This window comes from Robinsoniella sp. RHS (assembly GCF_001029355.1).
In the GTDB taxonomy this organism is placed as follows: Bacteria; Bacillota; Clostridia; order Lachnospirales; family Lachnospiraceae; genus Robinsoniella; species Robinsoniella peoriensis.
Genome location: NZ_JNGB01000011.1, coordinates 102,610 through 120,119 on the forward strand (window position 1 = coordinate 102,610; position 17,510 = coordinate 120,119).

Below are 17,510 nucleotides of genomic sequence, written 5' to 3' on the forward strand. Positions count from 1 at the left end.
TCATTTATTTTTTTAATACTAGTATTGTTGTCGGCATGTTTTTATACTTTACCTGTTTTAAAAGCTTTAACCCATATTGCTCAAACTTATCTCTCATATCCTCTGCGGTATAATTAAAACAGCATCCTGAAGTTAACCAATCCAGGTTATGGAGAAGTGTTTGTAACGGCGTTGTTCCACTTTCATCCAAAAAAGTGTCATGTAAGATTATGACCCCTCCACTTCTGATAGCCTGAGAGACTTTTGATATAATAAAATCAATTACCGAAATAGGAAAACAGTGTAATAGGTTCGATAAAATTATCGCATCATATGATTGGTCTATTTTGTCAAACAAGATATCTTTTTCAAAAAACTTTATTCTGTCTTTTAAATCATTTTTTGAAACATTTTCTTCAAAAGGTTCTTTCATAGACGCTATATCGTATACATCGACAGTTACAGATTTTAATATTTTACATATCCCAATAGCATAGGTACCCACGTTACCACCGATATCCAGTATCGTGTCGGGTTTATATCGGCTAAGCTCTCTTGCTATTAAAACAGATGCATATTGTCCGCTGTTATTTAAAACCTTATTAAAGTTTTTCACCGTTTCCAGTTGTAAAGACGAATCATACTGTTTGGAGCTTTTTCCAAACATTGAATCCATTAGCTCTTTCGTATAGTTTCTATTTTCCATTTCCGTGTCCGCTATTTTTATAAAATCCTGCATGACTAACTCATTGTCATGAAATAGCAGCGGTAAATAATCATTGTTTATTATGTAGTTTCCGTTACTTTCTTTAAGTATCCCCAATGCAACCAAAAAGTTGACAAGCAGCGCCAAGGGCTGTTCAAGTACATTCAGCTCTTTTGCAAGATTTCGTAAAGATATTTCCTTATATGTATTCTTAAAAAGATTTAGTCTTACTGCAACAAAAATTACACTGGAAATTTTATATGCGTTAGCAAAAATACTCAACTTCTCTCTGGAATCCACTTTCTCTCTCCTTTCTCTGATGTGGTAAGGAATCTTCAATAAGCTAAGAACATATCGGTTGAAATCCCATCAATATATCGATGTTCAATTTCTCCAAAACCAGCCTCTTTTAACAAAGCCAACAGCTCCTTCACCGTTAATGTATAAATCCCGCCGTGAGTAATCCAGTCTAAAATCCAGGAGGATTTAAAGGCATCATCTTTGTCATAGAACAAATCACATATACATAACCGGGCATCGCTTCTCATCGATTGTTTTAGTCGTCTTAGCAGTTTCAGGGCATGATCTTTTTGATAATAATGGATGGTGTTGATGATGCATATCAGATCATATTTCGTATCGTATACCGAATCATCCTTATTAAATGTCACTTTTGGCTTTTGTGTGAAACGTGGAATTACTGATTGATCCATAATGGATGAGAAACTCATATCGACGGACAGGGTGGCCGAAAACTTCGGAAAAATTCTTTGAAGCACGGTACTGAGCTCACCCATACTTCTGCCGTACTCCAGGCATTCTATTGCCTTTCTACCCGGAAGTGCTCTCCGGATATAAAACGCAATAAGGTTCAAATTGTCTCCATACATGGCGCGGCTATAGATTGTTTTGTCTTCTGAGCTAAACCCCTCTAAGTCAAAATCGCGATTGCCTATTCCGGTTCTCACCGAATTGGCGATTTTTTCAGGAGTGACCCATTGCTTGTATATGTTATTTTCATGTTTGATGATATGACGATATGATTCTAAATCTTTTATCTGACAGGAAAAATCCTTGGTTATGCGCCAAAATCCATTCTTCTCATCCATAATTCCTTCAACACGCATATATTCAAGAAAACATCCCACTACCTCTTTATCAACATGGCAATTTTCCGCCAATTCTATAGCATCGGCTGGGGTAGACAATAATCTTTCATAAATCCCTAAATCAAAAGCAGCCATAAGCGCACAAGCTTTCTTATAGCTGACAAGTACTTGTAGTAATTTATTATTTCCCATTTAGTCCACTTTCTTATTTAATAGGTCTCTTACTATTTTCCCGAGTTCATTTCTGGGTAGACTTTTCCAAAACTCGAATACTGATGGAATTTCGTATTTGTTCAGTAATGGTTTGCAATAAGTTCTTAAATCCCGTTCATTGAGTCCGTCACCAACCAGTATCGCCCTCACGCCTTCCTCTTGGTCGATCTTTTTATATGAGACCACGGCGCATTCCTTCACCCCAGCGTATTGCGACAGTACTGCTTCAACCTTAGCAGGGTTTACTTTTTTGCCGCCAATATTGATGATATTCTTCTTACGGCCTTTAATAAAAATATATCCCTCAGGGTCTTGCACCACAATATCCCCCGTCGCATAAAACCCATCCTCATCCAGTTCTGATTCAGCATCAAGATAACCCGAAAACATACCGTTTAAGCGGACCCATAATTCTCCTTCGTGATTAAAGCCACAGCTTTTCAAATGCTCGTCTTTGACTTTTAATTCCACCCCATACATTGGCCTTCCAATTGAATCTATTGGCTCAGGAGTAAGCCTGGAGATGACCCCTCCGGTTTCGGTACTACCATAATTACTTGATAAGTTGATCCCGAATTTATCGACGAACCTACTGTTGACGTCTTTGGCAATCGGTCCCGCACCAACCAGTGCAACCCGTAAAGACCTCGGCCTTGTCTGCTCCGTTAAATACATATTGGCTAAGGATCTCGCCATGATTGGAACTAATAACATTATCGTAATATCTTTTTCACAAGTAACCCGAAGAGCATTCCGGTATACAAACCTTCGGGGTAAATACAAGGAAGCACCTGAAACTAACGATGCCATGCACCCAGCGCCCAGAGAATAAGAGTGATAAACCGGTGGTAAACTCAATATTCTGTCTTCTGGGTTTATGTCAAACGTATTCCGATAACTTATCCCTTCGGATGTCAGATTATCTAATGATCTTCTGCAAATTTTGGGAATGTCTGTGGAACCGGAGGATAACTGAAAAATGCCCGACCCATTTCCGGAAGGCATTTCAACGTCATAAAGTTTTAGTTGGCTCTTTTTGATATTTGATAAACTGCAATTCGTTATTATATGCTTTGCACCGGTCAGCCTCATAATCTCTTGTAAGTATATTTGATCAATTTCGGGCGGAATCGTGATCACCCAGCACCCGATCGATAACATGCACAGAAAAGCTATCACCCATTCTACCGAGTTTTCCATTTGAATACATACACGCATGCCCGGTTTAAATCCCTGCTCTAAATAATATTTTTTCCCTTTAATTATTATTTCTCCTAATTCCCCATAGGTGATGTTAAAGACTTCATCCATCAATGCAATATGTTTAGGCGACTGGATTGTAAATTGTTTTATATAATCAAAAATTGTCATCATATATTATTACCATAATTTTGGGACTGCAATGTAAACATTTCTGCATATTTACCCCCCAGCTCCATAAGTTCTTCATGGTTACCAGCTTCAGTAATTGTGCCGTTTTCAATCATATATATCTTATCTGACATTTTTGTTGTCGATAATCGATGCGATATCATAATAACGGTCTTTCCTTTTAAAGCATTCAGTATTATGTTATGGAAATTATATTCCGAAGCAGGATCAAGTGCGCTGGAAGGTTCGTCAAGAATTACTACGGAGCTATCTCTATAAAGCGCCCTGCTTATCGCAACCTTTTGTGCTTCACCACCAGATAGTTCCACGCCTGCATTATCAAATTCCTTTGTAATTTGTGTATCCAGTCCATTTTTCTGCATATTGGGTTTATCAAAAAAACCACTTTGTGCAAGTGCACTGATTGCCTTTTCCTGATCCAGATTGTCATGTTCCATAGATACATTTTCACCCAGTGTTGCAGCAAAAAGTTGATAATCTTGAAATACTGTAGTAAAAGCATTCCGGTATGATTTAACATCATAATTCCTGATATCCTGACCGTCATACAGTATGCATCCATCCTGAGCATCGTAAAGGCGTAGCAGCAATTTGATAAGCGTGCTTTTACCGGCACCGTTATTGCCTACTATAGCAATTCTTTCACCGGGATTTATTGTCATGTTGATATCGTTTAATACCGGTTTGTTCGGGTTATAGGAAAAGTTTAAATTTTTAACCTCGATTGCACCGGGTTCTTTATTGTTAGGCATATCTGTCTGATTTTCAGGGCTTGTAATTTTAATATTGTAATCTAGAAATACTTTAATTTTATCAATATATAATGAATGTTCCTGAAACATAATAAGAAACTGGGAAAAGCTTAAAATATGATCTTTCATCCAACTTGCAGAGCGGTACAGTACAAAAATCGTACCAAATAGCAATGTGTTTTTTACAACCGCCAGATAAAAAAGGTAAACAAGATACAAGCCATCGAAAATAAAACTATTACAAAAATAATCCGATAGAATTGAGAAAACTGTAATTTTCTTGCTTTTATTGTCAACAATGCCCTGCATATCTTCGCTAATATCTCTGAAGTCCTTATACATCTTATCTTTTAAATTGCTAAAACGAAATTCCTTTGCATAATCTTTTAGATAAAATAGTCGGCTAATATAATCCCTTTTTCTTTCAAAGAATCTCAACTTTTCCTTCAGATCAAAGTTCAGTCTATTTATGACCAATCCGATTAAAACAGTAGCAATAAATGCTATTAGTACAAATAGAATTCCACTGGGATTTTGAATCAGAACGTAAATGCTCACAACAACTACTGCGGCAAAAGCACCTATAAATTCACTAACCGATTCCAGCACTTCAACATACCGTGAATCTGCTTCGCTTGTTGCCCAAACCAAATCGTTATAGAATTTCGGGTCATCGTAGCATTCGAGGTCAATATTACTAGCCTTTTCATATAATAACTTGTTCACATCTTTTGCTATCTTTTCCGATCCGATCGGCTTTAACCTTTCCTCCAGATAGATATTCCCAATACATTGTATAATGGAAGTAACCGCTACTAGCGCCACCGCAAAAATAACGTTCTTGAAAGGCTTTTGTAACTGAATATAGTTTAGTATAAGCCCAAGGAGCACCATACTTTCGATGAAGAACAATATTTGGGAAAAAACATTCCAAATGATACTGAATATGGAGAAAGCCGGTGTACTTTTGATACATCTCTTCAGAACCCAAAAAATGTTTTTTATGATATAACGATAATTAATTTTTTGCTTATCACTAGACATTAGTACATTACCTCTTCCATATAATTTTCGGCCTGTTTTAAAAATGTTTCAGCATATAGACCCTGTTTATCCATTAGCTGCGAATGGCCACCCTCTTCTAAAATAGACCCGTTCTCCAGATAATAGATATAGTCTGTCATAGTGGCCAAAGACAGCCTGTGAGAAATAATAAAAGCCATCTTTTTCTGTTTTTCATTCTCAGTATTATCGCATACTTGCAAAATGGTTTTGTACATCTGTGATTCTGCAATAGGATCAAGCGCACTTGAAGGCTCATCTAAAATCAGGATCGGAGCATTTTTAGCAAACACCCTGGAAATCGCAACTTTCTGGTATTCTCCAACGGAGAGCGCCGTACCATTTTCATCAAATTCTCTGGTAAGGATTGTATCTTCCTTATTTTCCAGGGTTGATACTTTTTCGTAAATATTGGCTTTATGTAATGCATTGACCGCTCTTTCCCGGTCTTCATTTCCCTCGATTGTCCCCATCAATACATTCTCAAGAACCGACACCGAGAACATCTGAAAGTCCTGAAACGCAGTACCGATAAGTTTTCTATACTCTTTTAGGTTGTATTCTTTAATATTAACGCCATTTAAGAGTATCTCTCCCTCTGTTGGATCATAGAGTCTCATGATCAGCTTGACAAGAGTCGACTTACCCGCACCATTATGACCAACAAGAGAAACCTTCATGCCGGTATGGATTCGCATACTAACATTTTTCAAGCAGAATTGTTCTTCACCGTCATACTTAAAGCTCACATTTTTTAATTCGATAGAATCAATCGGAGCTTCTAATGTGATTCCATCCTGGGCTTCAGGTATTTTTGCCTCAAAGTTCAAAAATTCCTTTATTTTATCAATATAGAGGGAGTTATTGTAAAACTGAACAAGCGATCCAGCAAAAAAACTCAACATAAAAGTAGACAGCGTGATCCCGGTACAGAGAATAATGAAGTCACCAACATTGATAGACTTGTCAACCATAACGAGATAGGCTGCATATAGCCACCCTCCATAAAACGTAATCGGATATAGGATAACTTCTTTTATAGTTCTTAACACAAGTATTTTTTTGATATATTTTTTTATAACCTTTATCATACCCTTGAAAGCATCATCATACATACTTGCAAGAACCGAGAAAATGTTTGATGTCCTGATTTCTTTCGCGTATTTTTGGAGGTATACAGCCCTTTTAGTATAGTCTTTTCGTCTTTTAAAATCCACTGATCTCATATCTTTTTCAAATACGTATTTATTCAAGATTGTATCCATTGGGAAAGAACAAAGAAACTGAAAAACTACAAAAAATACAATTCCCAGATTGACTGAAACCATATAACTAATAACAATAACCGAAGAAATCAGTGAAACGATACATTGACATGATTGATCGAGTACATCCTTTGATTTCTCGAACATTTGCGATGCTGCTTTTGTATAGCTGTTATAAAACTCCGCGTTTTCGTAACAACTAACATCTACGGAATTTGCCTTATCAAAAAGCTTTTTATTAATCGAATAATACAATTTTATATCATTTACACTTAAGTATCTGTTTTTATACCAGGACTGAAAAGCAGTCATAGGCAAAGCAAGCGCAACTACGATCACTATAAAAAGCAGCGTTTGGGGATACGTCCTGTCCGTGGATATATTGAATAAAAACCGAAAAAATACCAACGGATAGAATAATCCAAAGAAGCAATATTCAATTATTTTACTTATAAGTGCAAAAAAAACTCTCGGCTTGGAAAAGTTCCAGATCAAGCCCAATATGTAGAAATTATTCTCTTTAATGTTCATTTTTTCTCTCATTATTCTTTCTTATAGCTTCTCGGGCTTTATAAATTATTCCGTAAATAATAACTTCTAAAGGGCTCCCTTTTGAGCATTCTTATTTTAACATTTGATATTTTCGTATATATTTCTAAAATTCTGTTTTCAAAATCTAGAAAACATTCTTCCGCGTATTTCAGATCGTTATCGACATAGATTATCTTAAAATATTGTTTTGATTCAGTAGCTATTTGCTCTCTCAATATTTTTATTTCTTCAAAGTATGGTGACGCTTCTTCTGGAAAATAGCGCAGCAGACTTGATACAAAATACCATAGTGAGGTGAATTCATATTCCCTGAGTGCACACGGAGATTTTCGAAATGTACGCATAAAAAAATCATTTGCTTCAGCTGCAAACTTATCTACGAAATCATAAACACTTGGTTCCAGATAGGTTGATTTCAGAAGATTATCGCTATTTACTTTATCATATATTTGTGTACCCATATAAGCACTTAAGATAGTCGTATACAAAAATACCGTCTCAATCTTTTGTCCACTTAAGAATTCATAGTTTTGTCTTAAAGTGTCCCTTGTAGAATATGGATTAAACATAATTAAACCTATCGTAACATCCAGGTCATTTTTTCTGAATATTTCCACGGCACGATTGTTTTCAGCCAAAGTAGCTCTTTTTTTGTATAATGCTAAGTCTTTATCGTTTGCAGCATCAACCCCTATGTTAACATTATATATTCCGGCTTCCTTCATTAATTTCATAAGAGGTATATCACTTTCATCAAACGTTTCCGCTCTCAAGAAACACCAGAAATGGAATTTAACATCATAATCAATTAACAATTTACACAATTCAGTAAGTCTTTCTTTGCCTAGAGTGCCTGGGTCCTCTAAACTCCCATCTGAGAATGCAAAACTCCTGATTCCAAAGGTCTCGTATAAGGAGACTATTTCATCAAAGACATCTTTCATCTCTCTTCCTAGCCATACCTTTGATTTATTGATCTTCGTGTAATTATTAAAACTACAAAAAGTACAATCACCGCAACACCCTTTTCCCGCAATGATTCTGGCACTATATAGTCCATTCTTGATACTTAAATTCAAATTATCCCGTGCCGGCAAACAGGCGTAAAATGAGTTAGATACAAACGGCAATTTCTCGCTCAGTTTATCACCTCTCATAAAAATAGCTTCATGCTTTATTTCTTTTTTCTCAGACAATGCCCGAACAGCTTCAAGTACCGGGGTCTCGCCTTCTCCCAAGACAACAAAATCCATACTAGGACAATCATCTAATACATGTGGTGCGCATGCAGTGGCGAAAAAACCGCCTGAGAATATCTTGGAATTAGGGTTATGCTTCTTAATTTCCTCTGCGATTTCGTAAATATACAATGCGTTTGTCTCATACATTGGAAAACCGTACAAATCATCATCTAAGGATATATTCTTTAATGCCTTTTTAACATCGGTAAAGACACTAATACCATGCAGCGTAACATTTATTTGGTACTTTCTTAGATAACTTGCGATCATAGCTATTCCTAAATGCTCAAAATCAGTTTTCATATTACTGACATAAATTAAAGTAACATTCATTTTATATTCCTTTCCAAATACATTTACTATTATTTGCTTTATCTCTTTATTTGAACATTAGTTTCTCAACTTCAGCAGGGCTGATATTTTGTCCCATCGAAACGGCTGTTTCAATAATAAATTTCCGCGCCTCTTCTTTTGATATCTCAGCATCCTCCAGCCAGCCTTGGGGAACCCAACTCGTAACTTTTTCATAAACATTTTGCGGTGAACCATACGACTTACCATTTTTATCAGTCCTTTGTTCCGTTCTGGAAATTGTAATATAGAAACAATGCTGTAAGTCAGTCAAACTTTTATCCAACCTACTACCACCCTTTTTCGGTGTAACCCCAAGTATTTTCCTTAACTCAGTAGTGCTGTATATCGAGTTCTCTTCAAACATATTCCATAGCTTCCATGTCATCTCGCTCACTTGGCCGCTTTCCCATCTCTCTTTCATAGATGTTTCTATGTGATAAGCGGCGTAAAAATTTGCATACATTCTCTCTGAAACAAAGCCTTTATTTCCTCCGATGATTGATCCATATGCAAGCTTTTTCTCTCCCGAAACGCAGTCCTTCCAGTAAGATGGGTCCGTATCGGGATCTCTGGTATACCAAATGCTTTTAGGAGTTTCACCATGCAATGATGGCAGTCCGGGATAAATATTGCTAAAAGGCAGAAACCCCAATTCATTCACTCTTTCAATAAAATCCTGATAATGCTTTAGTAATGCCAATTCCACACTTCCTCTCTCGATATTAATATGTTCAGCACGTAATCACTAACCAAAGTATAAAAATGCTTTACATATAATTGATATGTATTGTCGCCAAAAGGTTGTCTATCAAACCCTCTATATTTGGAGTTCTATAATTTATTTTTTCAATCAAGCTCCTTTTTGCAAAGTTGTATAGATAAATGCACTTGGGCGCAATAATAATGATATCCTCTCCATTTTCTGATACTTCAATAGCAGCAAAGAATCTGTCCTCCGCCCATGTATGGATATAAGCACCCTCTTCAAACTCATCTACAATATTGCCGTCAATGTCTTCATAATATAAAAGCTCCATTGTCGTTGCATCAGCAAATATGAGACGGTTCGGCCAGCCTACCGTGCAAATATAAGGCTTCCCATTATATTTAAAAACGCGGTGAGATGCATAACGAAATCCTTTTGAATACTGGAATGATCCGACAAAATTCAAATTCCCATCGATAATCTTGTATTTATCAATTACTGCCGGAGCAAACAAAGAAACGGTACTCAACGTACAGAAAAAATTGTGTGAGGAAGTATATACCGTATCTTCGTTTGTATCAATCTCAAAATGTGCCGGGCATCCTCCACTTGTAAAAAACTCTTTTTTTTCTTTTGTATTGACATCGTAGGTCATTATTCTTCCCGGTACACATTTAATTTCATACTTCTCCTTCATGAGCCGCATTAATTGCTTTCCTAACTCTTTTTCATCCACATTCAAACTATTATTAGCTTTTAAACGAGTGAGGATAGTCGTTAAAATCATACCAAATTCACGAGAATTTGCTACTTTTCCCTTTTTTACCATCTCATAATTCCCTGATAAAAATTCATTACTGATAAACAGCAGATTATTATACTTCCTGATAGTATGCGGAGGCTCCTCACTTTTACTAATGAAAGAATTAATTTTTTCAACTGAATTCAAAGAGATCGACACACGATAAATATGTACTGTATTGAACCGATCAATCGCAGACATATAAAAGTAGCTTTGATCATCCTCATCCTTATAAAACGTGGAGCTTATTTTATCGATATTATCATTTGGGAATAATTCATCAGCAAAATATACAGTGACTATATCTTTCTCGTAATTAACCTTTAAAAAAGATGCCTCTTCCTGAAAGAATACTAAAAACTCATCTTTTTCATTTGTTTTTACAACATTGTGCGGTGTTAGCAGAACTTTATATTTTTCGCTGTTTTCCTGTTCATTGACAATATTTATATTATGATCATTATATGTCAGGAGATAGGTCAGTTCCTTTCTTTGAAAATCCATAACAATAAATGTAATAAAAATATTTCTGTTATCATTTTTATGTTTCATAAAAAATACTAAAGGTTCTTTGAAATTCTTAATTTCTCTACTCTTAACCAAAAAAGGCTCCACTTTTTTATCAATTTTCAATACCAACATAGACAGCTCCCCCAACTAAATTTTTATTTATTGCTCACAAAAGCAGCATCAATCTCAAATAACAAATCATCTCTGCAAATATCGGCAATTATTGGAATGAGAGGTAACTGTGACAATCCTGTTTCATTAACGTATTTTTCATGTTGATGAATATAATCAGCCTTTTTTATGAATAAAGTTCCTTCACATAATTCATCAAAGGTTACATCTTCATTTTGGATTAAATCCCTGATTACTTTATAGGTCTCATCGATTTGTCCACATATATCGCCGATAAATACACTTTCACCTTTTTCGTTAATTGAGGCTGTACCTGATAAGTATACTGCCTTGCGCTTTTCATTTTCTACTACCATTGAGCGTGAGAAAGCTGAACCATACCGATAAGCAGATTTTTGTTTTTTCCCGGTCTCATTACGAATGATATAGTTCGAATCCGAACTTGGTTTTATTGCATAAACATCCATAACTCCGGATGCCAAAAATGGGTTGTTACAGCCGATACCGGTACTGGCAGGGAGATAAATCTGTTCAAGTATACCTGTTTCTATTTCACTTTGAATTAACCCAAACTCTTTAAATTTGTAATTTCTCACTCTGTTAAAGTCGTCGTATTGGGCCAATATATCTGCTAAATATATCCAGGTCCGAACAACATCTGTAAAACTAAACCCATTTTCCTCCAATACCCGTTTGGCTCGATCAAACATTAGCATCGTTTGGCTATAGCTATCCAAACGATTATCTTTAACATGAATACTATGTAACATTAAACTTTGGTAATCTTTATTTTTCAAAAAGATTCCACATACTTCTTCTTCATCACTCACGTATCTCATTTCATCTGTGTCATCAATCATAATTCCATGAATACTTATTCCGGCGATACCCTCGCCCCAGTATGGAGTTCCCTCGACATAAGTGAAAGGGCTATTGCTGCTCACCTGTAAATTCTCATATATATTTTTACGTATCTGCAAGACGACTTCATGAAGTGCAAGACTTCCAAATACTCGTTCATGAAAGATAAAAACCTTGTGTTCCTCAATAAAAAATGCTATTTCTGTATACATCTCTTTACAGATACTTTTATAATCACGCCTCTTGGTTTCAGCATTTACTCTCAATACAATATATACTTGTTTTTGATCAGCAGAAGTTATACTGATACTATAGTTAGGATACTCTTTGATTTCAGGTTTAATCATTTCGGCCCTCCCAAATTTTATTCTATTCTACTTAATCCAATCTCCATGCAAAGCTCTTCTATCAGATGTAAATAATCAGCATATATTGTTTGAATCCTGCACTTCCATTCTTCTAAAAGCGATGTACAGTCTTGGATAGTCATACTTTTATCTTTTATTTCCACACACAACATTTTTAAAAAATTAATATCCAGCCTCACAATCTCAGCCTTTAATTCTTTTAGTTCCGAATAAAACACTTCTTTTTGATAGACCTCCGCAATTTTAATGTAATAAAATTTTTCAGAGATGGGCTGCACAAATTCCCGCCAAATGTTTATGATCTTATAATATATAGATACATCCGAATCTTGAAATTCATATCTAAATTCATTATCAGCTAACAGCCCGCGGTCTTCTAAATAGGAGTATAATTTAGTTCCCGGGATAGCAATAACCGGACCATCGATTGATAGCAACTCCTGATTTTCATCCACATACTTATAACAACCTGTATCTAAAATCAGATTGATATTTTGCAGTAATTCATCAATCGTTGTAAAAGGATCCAGAAGCATTAGCCCTAATGATAACTTAACTTTCGATGCTATTGCAATTTCTATCGCATCAACGTTTTTTTTGACAGTAGTTTTCTTTTCATAGAAATCCAGCTGCCGCTGGACAAAGCTTTCAGCTCCGATAAACAGATTATCCAAACCAACACTTACGAGTTTTTCTATCATCTCCCGGTTAGAAATAATATCATTTGCCCTGCCCAACGCTTGAAACTTAATATTTAGATTTTTATTCTTTAATAATGTATAGAATTGATGAAGCCATTCCCTACGCGCTAAGGAACCACAAAAAAAAGTCTCATCAGAGAATAAGAACATTCCCGGATTATATTTTTTGACGAGTATCTCAATTTCTTCGATGACATTTTCAGGACTGCGGAACCTCATCTTTTTAATATTACATACTTCATAGAATTCTCTGACCCCACAAAAATTACACTTACCGTAACAGCCTCTAGAGGTTGCTAATGGAATGAACCTTTGGTTAATAATTACTCTTTTGGGGAAAGGCAAGTTATCCAGATCATGAATTTGAGGTCTCATCGGTGTCTGTACGATATTATCGTTTTCTTTATATGTAATCCCTAAAGTATCCTTCCAATCAAGGCCCTTGTCCAGATTTCCCACCAATTCAAGACATGTAAACTCTCCCTCTCCCATAACACAGCAATCAATTCCTTTAGCTTTCTTCAGAACAACCTCATGACATAGGGTAGGTAGATATCCCCCCAAAAAGATGAAACTTTTAGAGTTTTTCATCCGGAGTTTATTGGTAATTCTCAGCACATTAATAAAATTATAAAAATACGTCGTAATTCCGATAACATCATAATCCTCACTATTCAATATCTCTAACAATTCGTTTACATCAATATCTTTACCCGGACATTCGATAATATCAACCAGGTATCCGTTCGCTTCCAGCATACCTGCAATATATCCAAGTCCTAAGTGCTGGATAGTAAAAGAGTTTTTACTCCATTCGTAACCATTAAATTTCTTACTTATAAGGGGAGGATTAATTAAGCAAATTTTCATATTCCTCTAGGCTCCTTGAATTAAATCAGATTTCTTTTTAGTTACGATATAGTCTTCTAAATACAAATAATCAAAGTTCGTATTTAAAAAACACCTAATAGCATCTGCCGGTGTCTCTACGATTGGTTCACCTTTTACATTAAAGGAAGTATTCAATACGATAGGTACACCTGTTATCTTATGAAAATATTCAATCAATTGATAGAATTTCGGTGACAGATCTCTTAAAACTGTCTGTAATCTTCCTGTACCATCGACATGGGTAACGGATGGTATTACTGCTTGCTTTTCAGGTAATATATCTGCAACAATCAGCATGTATTGAGAGGGAATATCAAGATCAAAGTATTCCCTCTGATGTTCCCATAAAACAGCGGGTGCAAAAGGCCTGAACGATTCACGAAACTTTACTCTGTCATTCAAAATATCTTTCATTTCCTTTACCCGTGGGTCCGCTAATATACTCCTGTTTCCCAATGCCCTAGGCCCACATTCTGCCCGGTCCTGGAACCATCCGATTATTTTACCTGCTGCGATCGCATTTGCAGCATGCAGACATACATCATCTAACTTATCATAATTCAGATCGCCAGCAAATTCTCTTATACTGCACAGGATTTCTTCATGACTATATTTCCTGCCTAAATATGGATTGAACAAATAACCACGCCTCCTATCTATTGATGAGCTGTAATCCCTGTCTTTTCATTTTCAAGCCTAAAGCATATTGCTCTTTCTGTATTGTTCTCATATTTTCCAAAATAAACGAATCCAATCTTTCTTTTTCTTTATCTATATTCTTCAGGCTTTTGCTGCTATATAAATTCATCACAAACTCATAATTGAAAGCAGCTATTTGTTTCCGCTGACGGTCAACTAATTCTTGAAAGGATTCAATCTCCTCAAGAATCGGATGTTGATTATATTTCCGCCGATGCCTGGTGATAAAGGTATGTATAATAATGTCAAATATCTCAAAATCCCAAACAGATTTAACTGCCAGCATCTCTTTACCTATATCAGACAGCACTTCCAATTCAGGATTCGCAAAATTGTAGCGGTACATCCCATCCTCAAATCGATATTCTGTCTTTAACAGCTTATCATGAATAAGCCTGTTTTCCATTTTTGTTCCCGGGTATACTTCCAACTGCCAAAAATAATGCCTGATGACTTGACCGATTCCGGTATTATATAAAAATTTAGCATTATCAAAAATATCTTCCCATTCGGAATAAGGATGAAGCATAATAAATCCAAACGTAATGTAGATATCCTGATACTTTTTTAAGATATTCAGAGCCGCGAAATTGTCCTGCAAGGCTGCTCTTTTATTTAATATCTTTAACCCCCTGTCATTTCCCGACTCAAAACCAATATTAATTTTTTCTAATCCGGATTGAACAAGTAATTCAAGCGTTTCTTTATCATCCTCACACCAATTTTCGGCTCGAAAGCAGCAATTATAGTAAACATCAAGATTTCGGTTCAGTATTTCCTTCGCAATCTCGCGAATTCTTCGTTTGCCAATATCTCCGGGATCTTCAAAGGTTGAATCGATGAAGTCAAACGTATGAAAATTATATTTATTAACAATATATTCCAGCTCATCTACTACATTTTGCGGACTTCTTCCCCGCCAAACAGCGCCTTTTTGTTTTCTGCCGACAAAAGCACTGCAGAATCCGCAATTTCCCAAGCATCCTCTGCTGGTGGAAATTCTGATATACTGCATGCTTCCTCTATTTTGATCAAACTGATCTCTTGCCGGATAAGGCAGTACGTCCAAATCTTTTATGAGTTCTCTATCTTCGGTTGCTTTTACACGATGGTTGTCACGGTATATAATTCCTTTTACAACAGCCGGACTTTCGTTATGATCAATGCATCTTACTAATTCGGTAAACGTTATTTCCCCTTCGCCATTGATGATGTAATCTATCTGGCCATACTTTTCGAGGATTTCGCCCCCGCTGAATGTTGCCATATGCCCGCCGCATACCGTGATGATAGATTGGTCGTGTTCTTTGATGAAGCCGGCAGTATCCAAAATGAGTTTCATATTCACACATGTGGTAGTAAAACCAACCATGTCGAAATTCTGTTTTAATAGAACATCCCCGTTTTCATGAGCATCAGATCCGGTGAGTTCGATAATGCAAACCTCATGATCATATTCCCTCAAACATGCTGCAATATAGCCGAGTCCGACATGCTCTGCAGAACGTACGAGATCGCCCCCCAATACTGCCACCAGTGCTATTTTCATTGTTTTTAGCCCTCCTTTGATGGTAGTGATTATTCGCCTTTTATTTTCTGTAATTCGAACGGCATTACCGTTTTTCTTTTAGAAATATTTCTCAAATAAATCCTAATAGGTTCTTTCATAATAATCTCTAATTTGAAAGAATTTAAACGTAAGACAAATTGTTTCATATCATTCTCCAGCCTGGGTAATTCGTGCTCAGCAGCCGTCAGATCATAGTCAACATAAAGCATTTTAAAATATTCTGCAAGTCTGACTGCAACATCACCTAATAATTTCCTGTACTTTATGTCATGATGCTCCATATGTTCGGGGAACAGTCCTCGCAGGCTATCATAGAAATTATTAAAGTAAAAAAAGTTAAAATCATATTTCTTAAAAATAATTGAGGGGATCAATTTACTTTCTATAAATTCCCATAACTTCTCTGCGTCTTTATCGGCGAAGTGGTATCCGGAAGGGTTCAGGTATGAAAAATCATCTGAAAGAAGGTTCAGTTTCTTTATTTTCCTGTGCAAACCGGTATTATAATATATTAAGGCTTTGCCAATGAATGCATAAGGCCGCCAATTATCGATGTTGACCAGAAAATCGTAATTACTTCGCAGAGTCTCTCGTGTAGATAAGGGGTTAAACATAATATATCCAATCAGAACGTTGATTCCGCTCTCCTGAAAAAGTTTCATTGCTCTATAGTTGTCGTCAACTTTTGCAATTTTACTATAAAGTTTCAAATCATCATTATTTCCTGCTTCAATTCCCACAAAAGCCTGTGTAAATCCAGCTTTTCTCATTAATTTAATCAACGGCAAATCACTCTCGTGGAAAGTTTCCGCACGCAAAAAACACCAAAAATGAAATTGCACTGGATAAGCCAGCATTCGTACACAAAACTTTTTAACGCGTTCCTTCCCCTGCTCACCGGGGTCTTCAAAACTGCCATCGTTAAACACAAAGCTGGTTACCCCGTATGTTTCATAGATATGAAAGATTTCATCGCAAACATCATCAATCTCTCGGCACCGCCAACGTTTTCTATAACTGTTTTCAGAACAAAACGAACAACAGCCTAAGCACCCCCTGGAAGTTGTCATTCTCGCCGATCCGAAACCACTCTCAATCATCTGTTCCAAATATTGGCGCGATACCCAAGGCAATTCTTCTACTTGGGTAATATTCGGTGCTTTATTATCGTTATCCATCCCACCCTTTACCGCTATGGATGGGATATCATTTATGTCCTTCCCGTCCGTAATTGCCTGAACCGCGTTCAACACTGGTTCTTCACCATCACCTAAAACAACGAAGTCTATATAAGGGCAATCGTTAAGGATATGTTTATACGCTTGTGTTGGTAATTGTCCGCCAACAAAAATATAACTATCCGGCTTATCCTTCTTTATCATTTTACTTAGATCGTATATGACACTAGCTGTATTATTAAAAAGTGGAAAACCATATATATCTGCGTCCGGCAGATCATAGTAAATGTTTTCTATTTCAAAATCATTAGGATCAAAGTAAATTATCTTCATCTTCACTGCAATACCGTGCTTTTCCAGGTAAGCTGCAATACTGGCAGTACCAATATGTTCATCAAGCAGAGGATTTATTGTTAAATATACAAAAGATACACTTTTCATTTATTCCGCTCCCTTACATCTATAGT

At 36.2% G+C, this 17,510-nt stretch carries 13 protein-coding genes; all 13 read right to left on the reverse strand.

Features of this window, described 5'->3' with window-relative positions; all coding sequences use genetic code 11:
- Positions 1-4: 4 nt before the first annotated feature.
- Complete coding sequence (locus RHS_RS05845; RefSeq protein WP_047832601.1) at positions 5-985, reverse strand: methyltransferase; 981 nt, start codon at positions 983-985, stop codon at positions 5-7.
- Between the two features lie 35 nt (positions 986-1,020).
- Positions 1,021-1,986, reverse strand: a complete 966-nt coding sequence (locus RHS_RS05850) for a methyltransferase domain-containing protein (protein ID WP_047832602.1) — start codon at positions 1,984-1,986, stop codon at positions 1,021-1,023.
- Entirely contained in the window at positions 1,987-3,381 is a 1,395-nt protein-coding gene (locus tag RHS_RS05855; RefSeq protein ID WP_047832603.1) for a class I adenylate-forming enzyme family protein, read from the reverse strand.
- The gene (locus RHS_RS05860; RefSeq protein ID WP_395021499.1) at positions 3,378-4,877 is read right to left on the reverse strand and encodes an ABC transporter ATP-binding protein; all 1,500 of its coding nucleotides are present in this window, start codon (positions 4,875-4,877) and stop codon (positions 3,378-3,380) included. The genes RHS_RS05855 and RHS_RS05860 overlap by 4 nt, the downstream gene beginning before the upstream one ends.
- A gap of 317 nt (positions 4,878-5,194) precedes the next feature.
- Positions 5,195-6,466: an ABC transporter ATP-binding protein gene (locus RHS_RS05865; RefSeq protein ID WP_395021501.1), complete on the reverse strand. Its 1,272-nt coding sequence runs from the start codon at positions 6,464-6,466 to the stop codon at positions 5,195-5,197.
- 581 nt (positions 6,467-7,047) lie between these two features.
- Positions 7,048-8,604 (reverse strand): B12-binding domain-containing radical SAM protein, encoded by a 1,557-nt coding sequence (locus RHS_RS05870; RefSeq protein ID WP_047832606.1) that lies wholly within the window; start codon positions 8,602-8,604, stop codon positions 7,048-7,050.
- A gap of 46 nt (positions 8,605-8,650) precedes the next feature.
- The gene (locus RHS_RS05875; RefSeq protein WP_047832607.1) at positions 8,651-9,325 is read right to left on the reverse strand and encodes a hypothetical protein; all 675 of its coding nucleotides are present in this window, start codon (positions 9,323-9,325) and stop codon (positions 8,651-8,653) included.
- A 67-nt stretch (positions 9,326-9,392) separates the two neighbouring features.
- Entirely contained in the window at positions 9,393-10,775 is a 1,383-nt protein-coding gene (locus RHS_RS05880; RefSeq protein WP_047832608.1) for a hypothetical protein, read from the reverse strand.
- Positions 10,776-10,798: 23 nt separating this feature from the next.
- A complete protein-coding gene (locus RHS_RS05885; RefSeq protein WP_047832609.1) occupies positions 10,799-11,983 on the reverse strand; it encodes a RidA family protein in 1,185 nt (394 codons plus the stop codon).
- 17 nt (positions 11,984-12,000) lie between these two features.
- Positions 12,001-13,575: a B12-binding domain-containing radical SAM protein gene (locus RHS_RS05890; protein WP_047832610.1), complete on the reverse strand. Its 1,575-nt coding sequence runs from the start codon at positions 13,573-13,575 to the stop codon at positions 12,001-12,003.
- A 6-nt stretch (positions 13,576-13,581) separates the two neighbouring features.
- Positions 13,582-14,235, reverse strand: a complete 654-nt coding sequence (locus RHS_RS05895) for a carbamoyltransferase C-terminal domain-containing protein (protein ID WP_395021509.1) — start codon at positions 14,233-14,235, stop codon at positions 13,582-13,584.
- A gap of 13 nt (positions 14,236-14,248) precedes the next feature.
- The gene (locus RHS_RS05900; RefSeq protein ID WP_047832611.1) at positions 14,249-15,844 is read right to left on the reverse strand and encodes a B12-binding domain-containing radical SAM protein; all 1,596 of its coding nucleotides are present in this window, start codon (positions 15,842-15,844) and stop codon (positions 14,249-14,251) included.
- Between the two features lie 29 nt (positions 15,845-15,873).
- Entirely contained in the window at positions 15,874-17,484 is a 1,611-nt protein-coding gene (locus tag RHS_RS05905) for a B12-binding domain-containing radical SAM protein (protein WP_047832612.1), read from the reverse strand.
- Positions 17,485-17,510: the final 26 nt, after the last annotated feature.

Coding starts and splice junctions, on each gene's coding strand:
- RHS_RS05850 (WP_047832602.1), bottom strand. CDS start 1,986: ATGGGAAATAATAAATTACTACAAGTACTTGTCAGCTATAAGAAAGCT.
- RHS_RS05855 (WP_047832603.1), bottom strand. CDS start 3,381: ATGATGACAATTTTTGATTATATAAAACAATTTACAATCCAGTCGCCT.
- RHS_RS05870 (WP_047832606.1), bottom strand. CDS start 8,604: ATGAATGTTACTTTAATTTATGTCAGTAATATGAAAACTGATTTTGAG.
- RHS_RS05880 (WP_047832608.1), bottom strand. CDS start 10,775: ATGTTGGTATTGAAAATTGATAAAAAAGTGGAGCCTTTTTTGGTTAAG.
- RHS_RS05885 (WP_047832609.1), bottom strand. CDS start 11,983: ATGATTAAACCTGAAATCAAAGAGTATCCTAACTATAGTATCAGTATA.
- RHS_RS05890 (WP_047832610.1), bottom strand. CDS start 13,575: ATGAAAATTTGCTTAATTAATCCTCCCCTTATAAGTAAGAAATTTAAT.
- RHS_RS05900 (WP_047832611.1), bottom strand. CDS start 15,844: ATGAAAATAGCACTGGTGGCAGTATTGGGGGGCGATCTCGTACGTTCT.
- RHS_RS05905 (WP_047832612.1), bottom strand. CDS start 17,484: ATGAAAAGTGTATCTTTTGTATATTTAACAATAAATCCTCTGCTTGAT.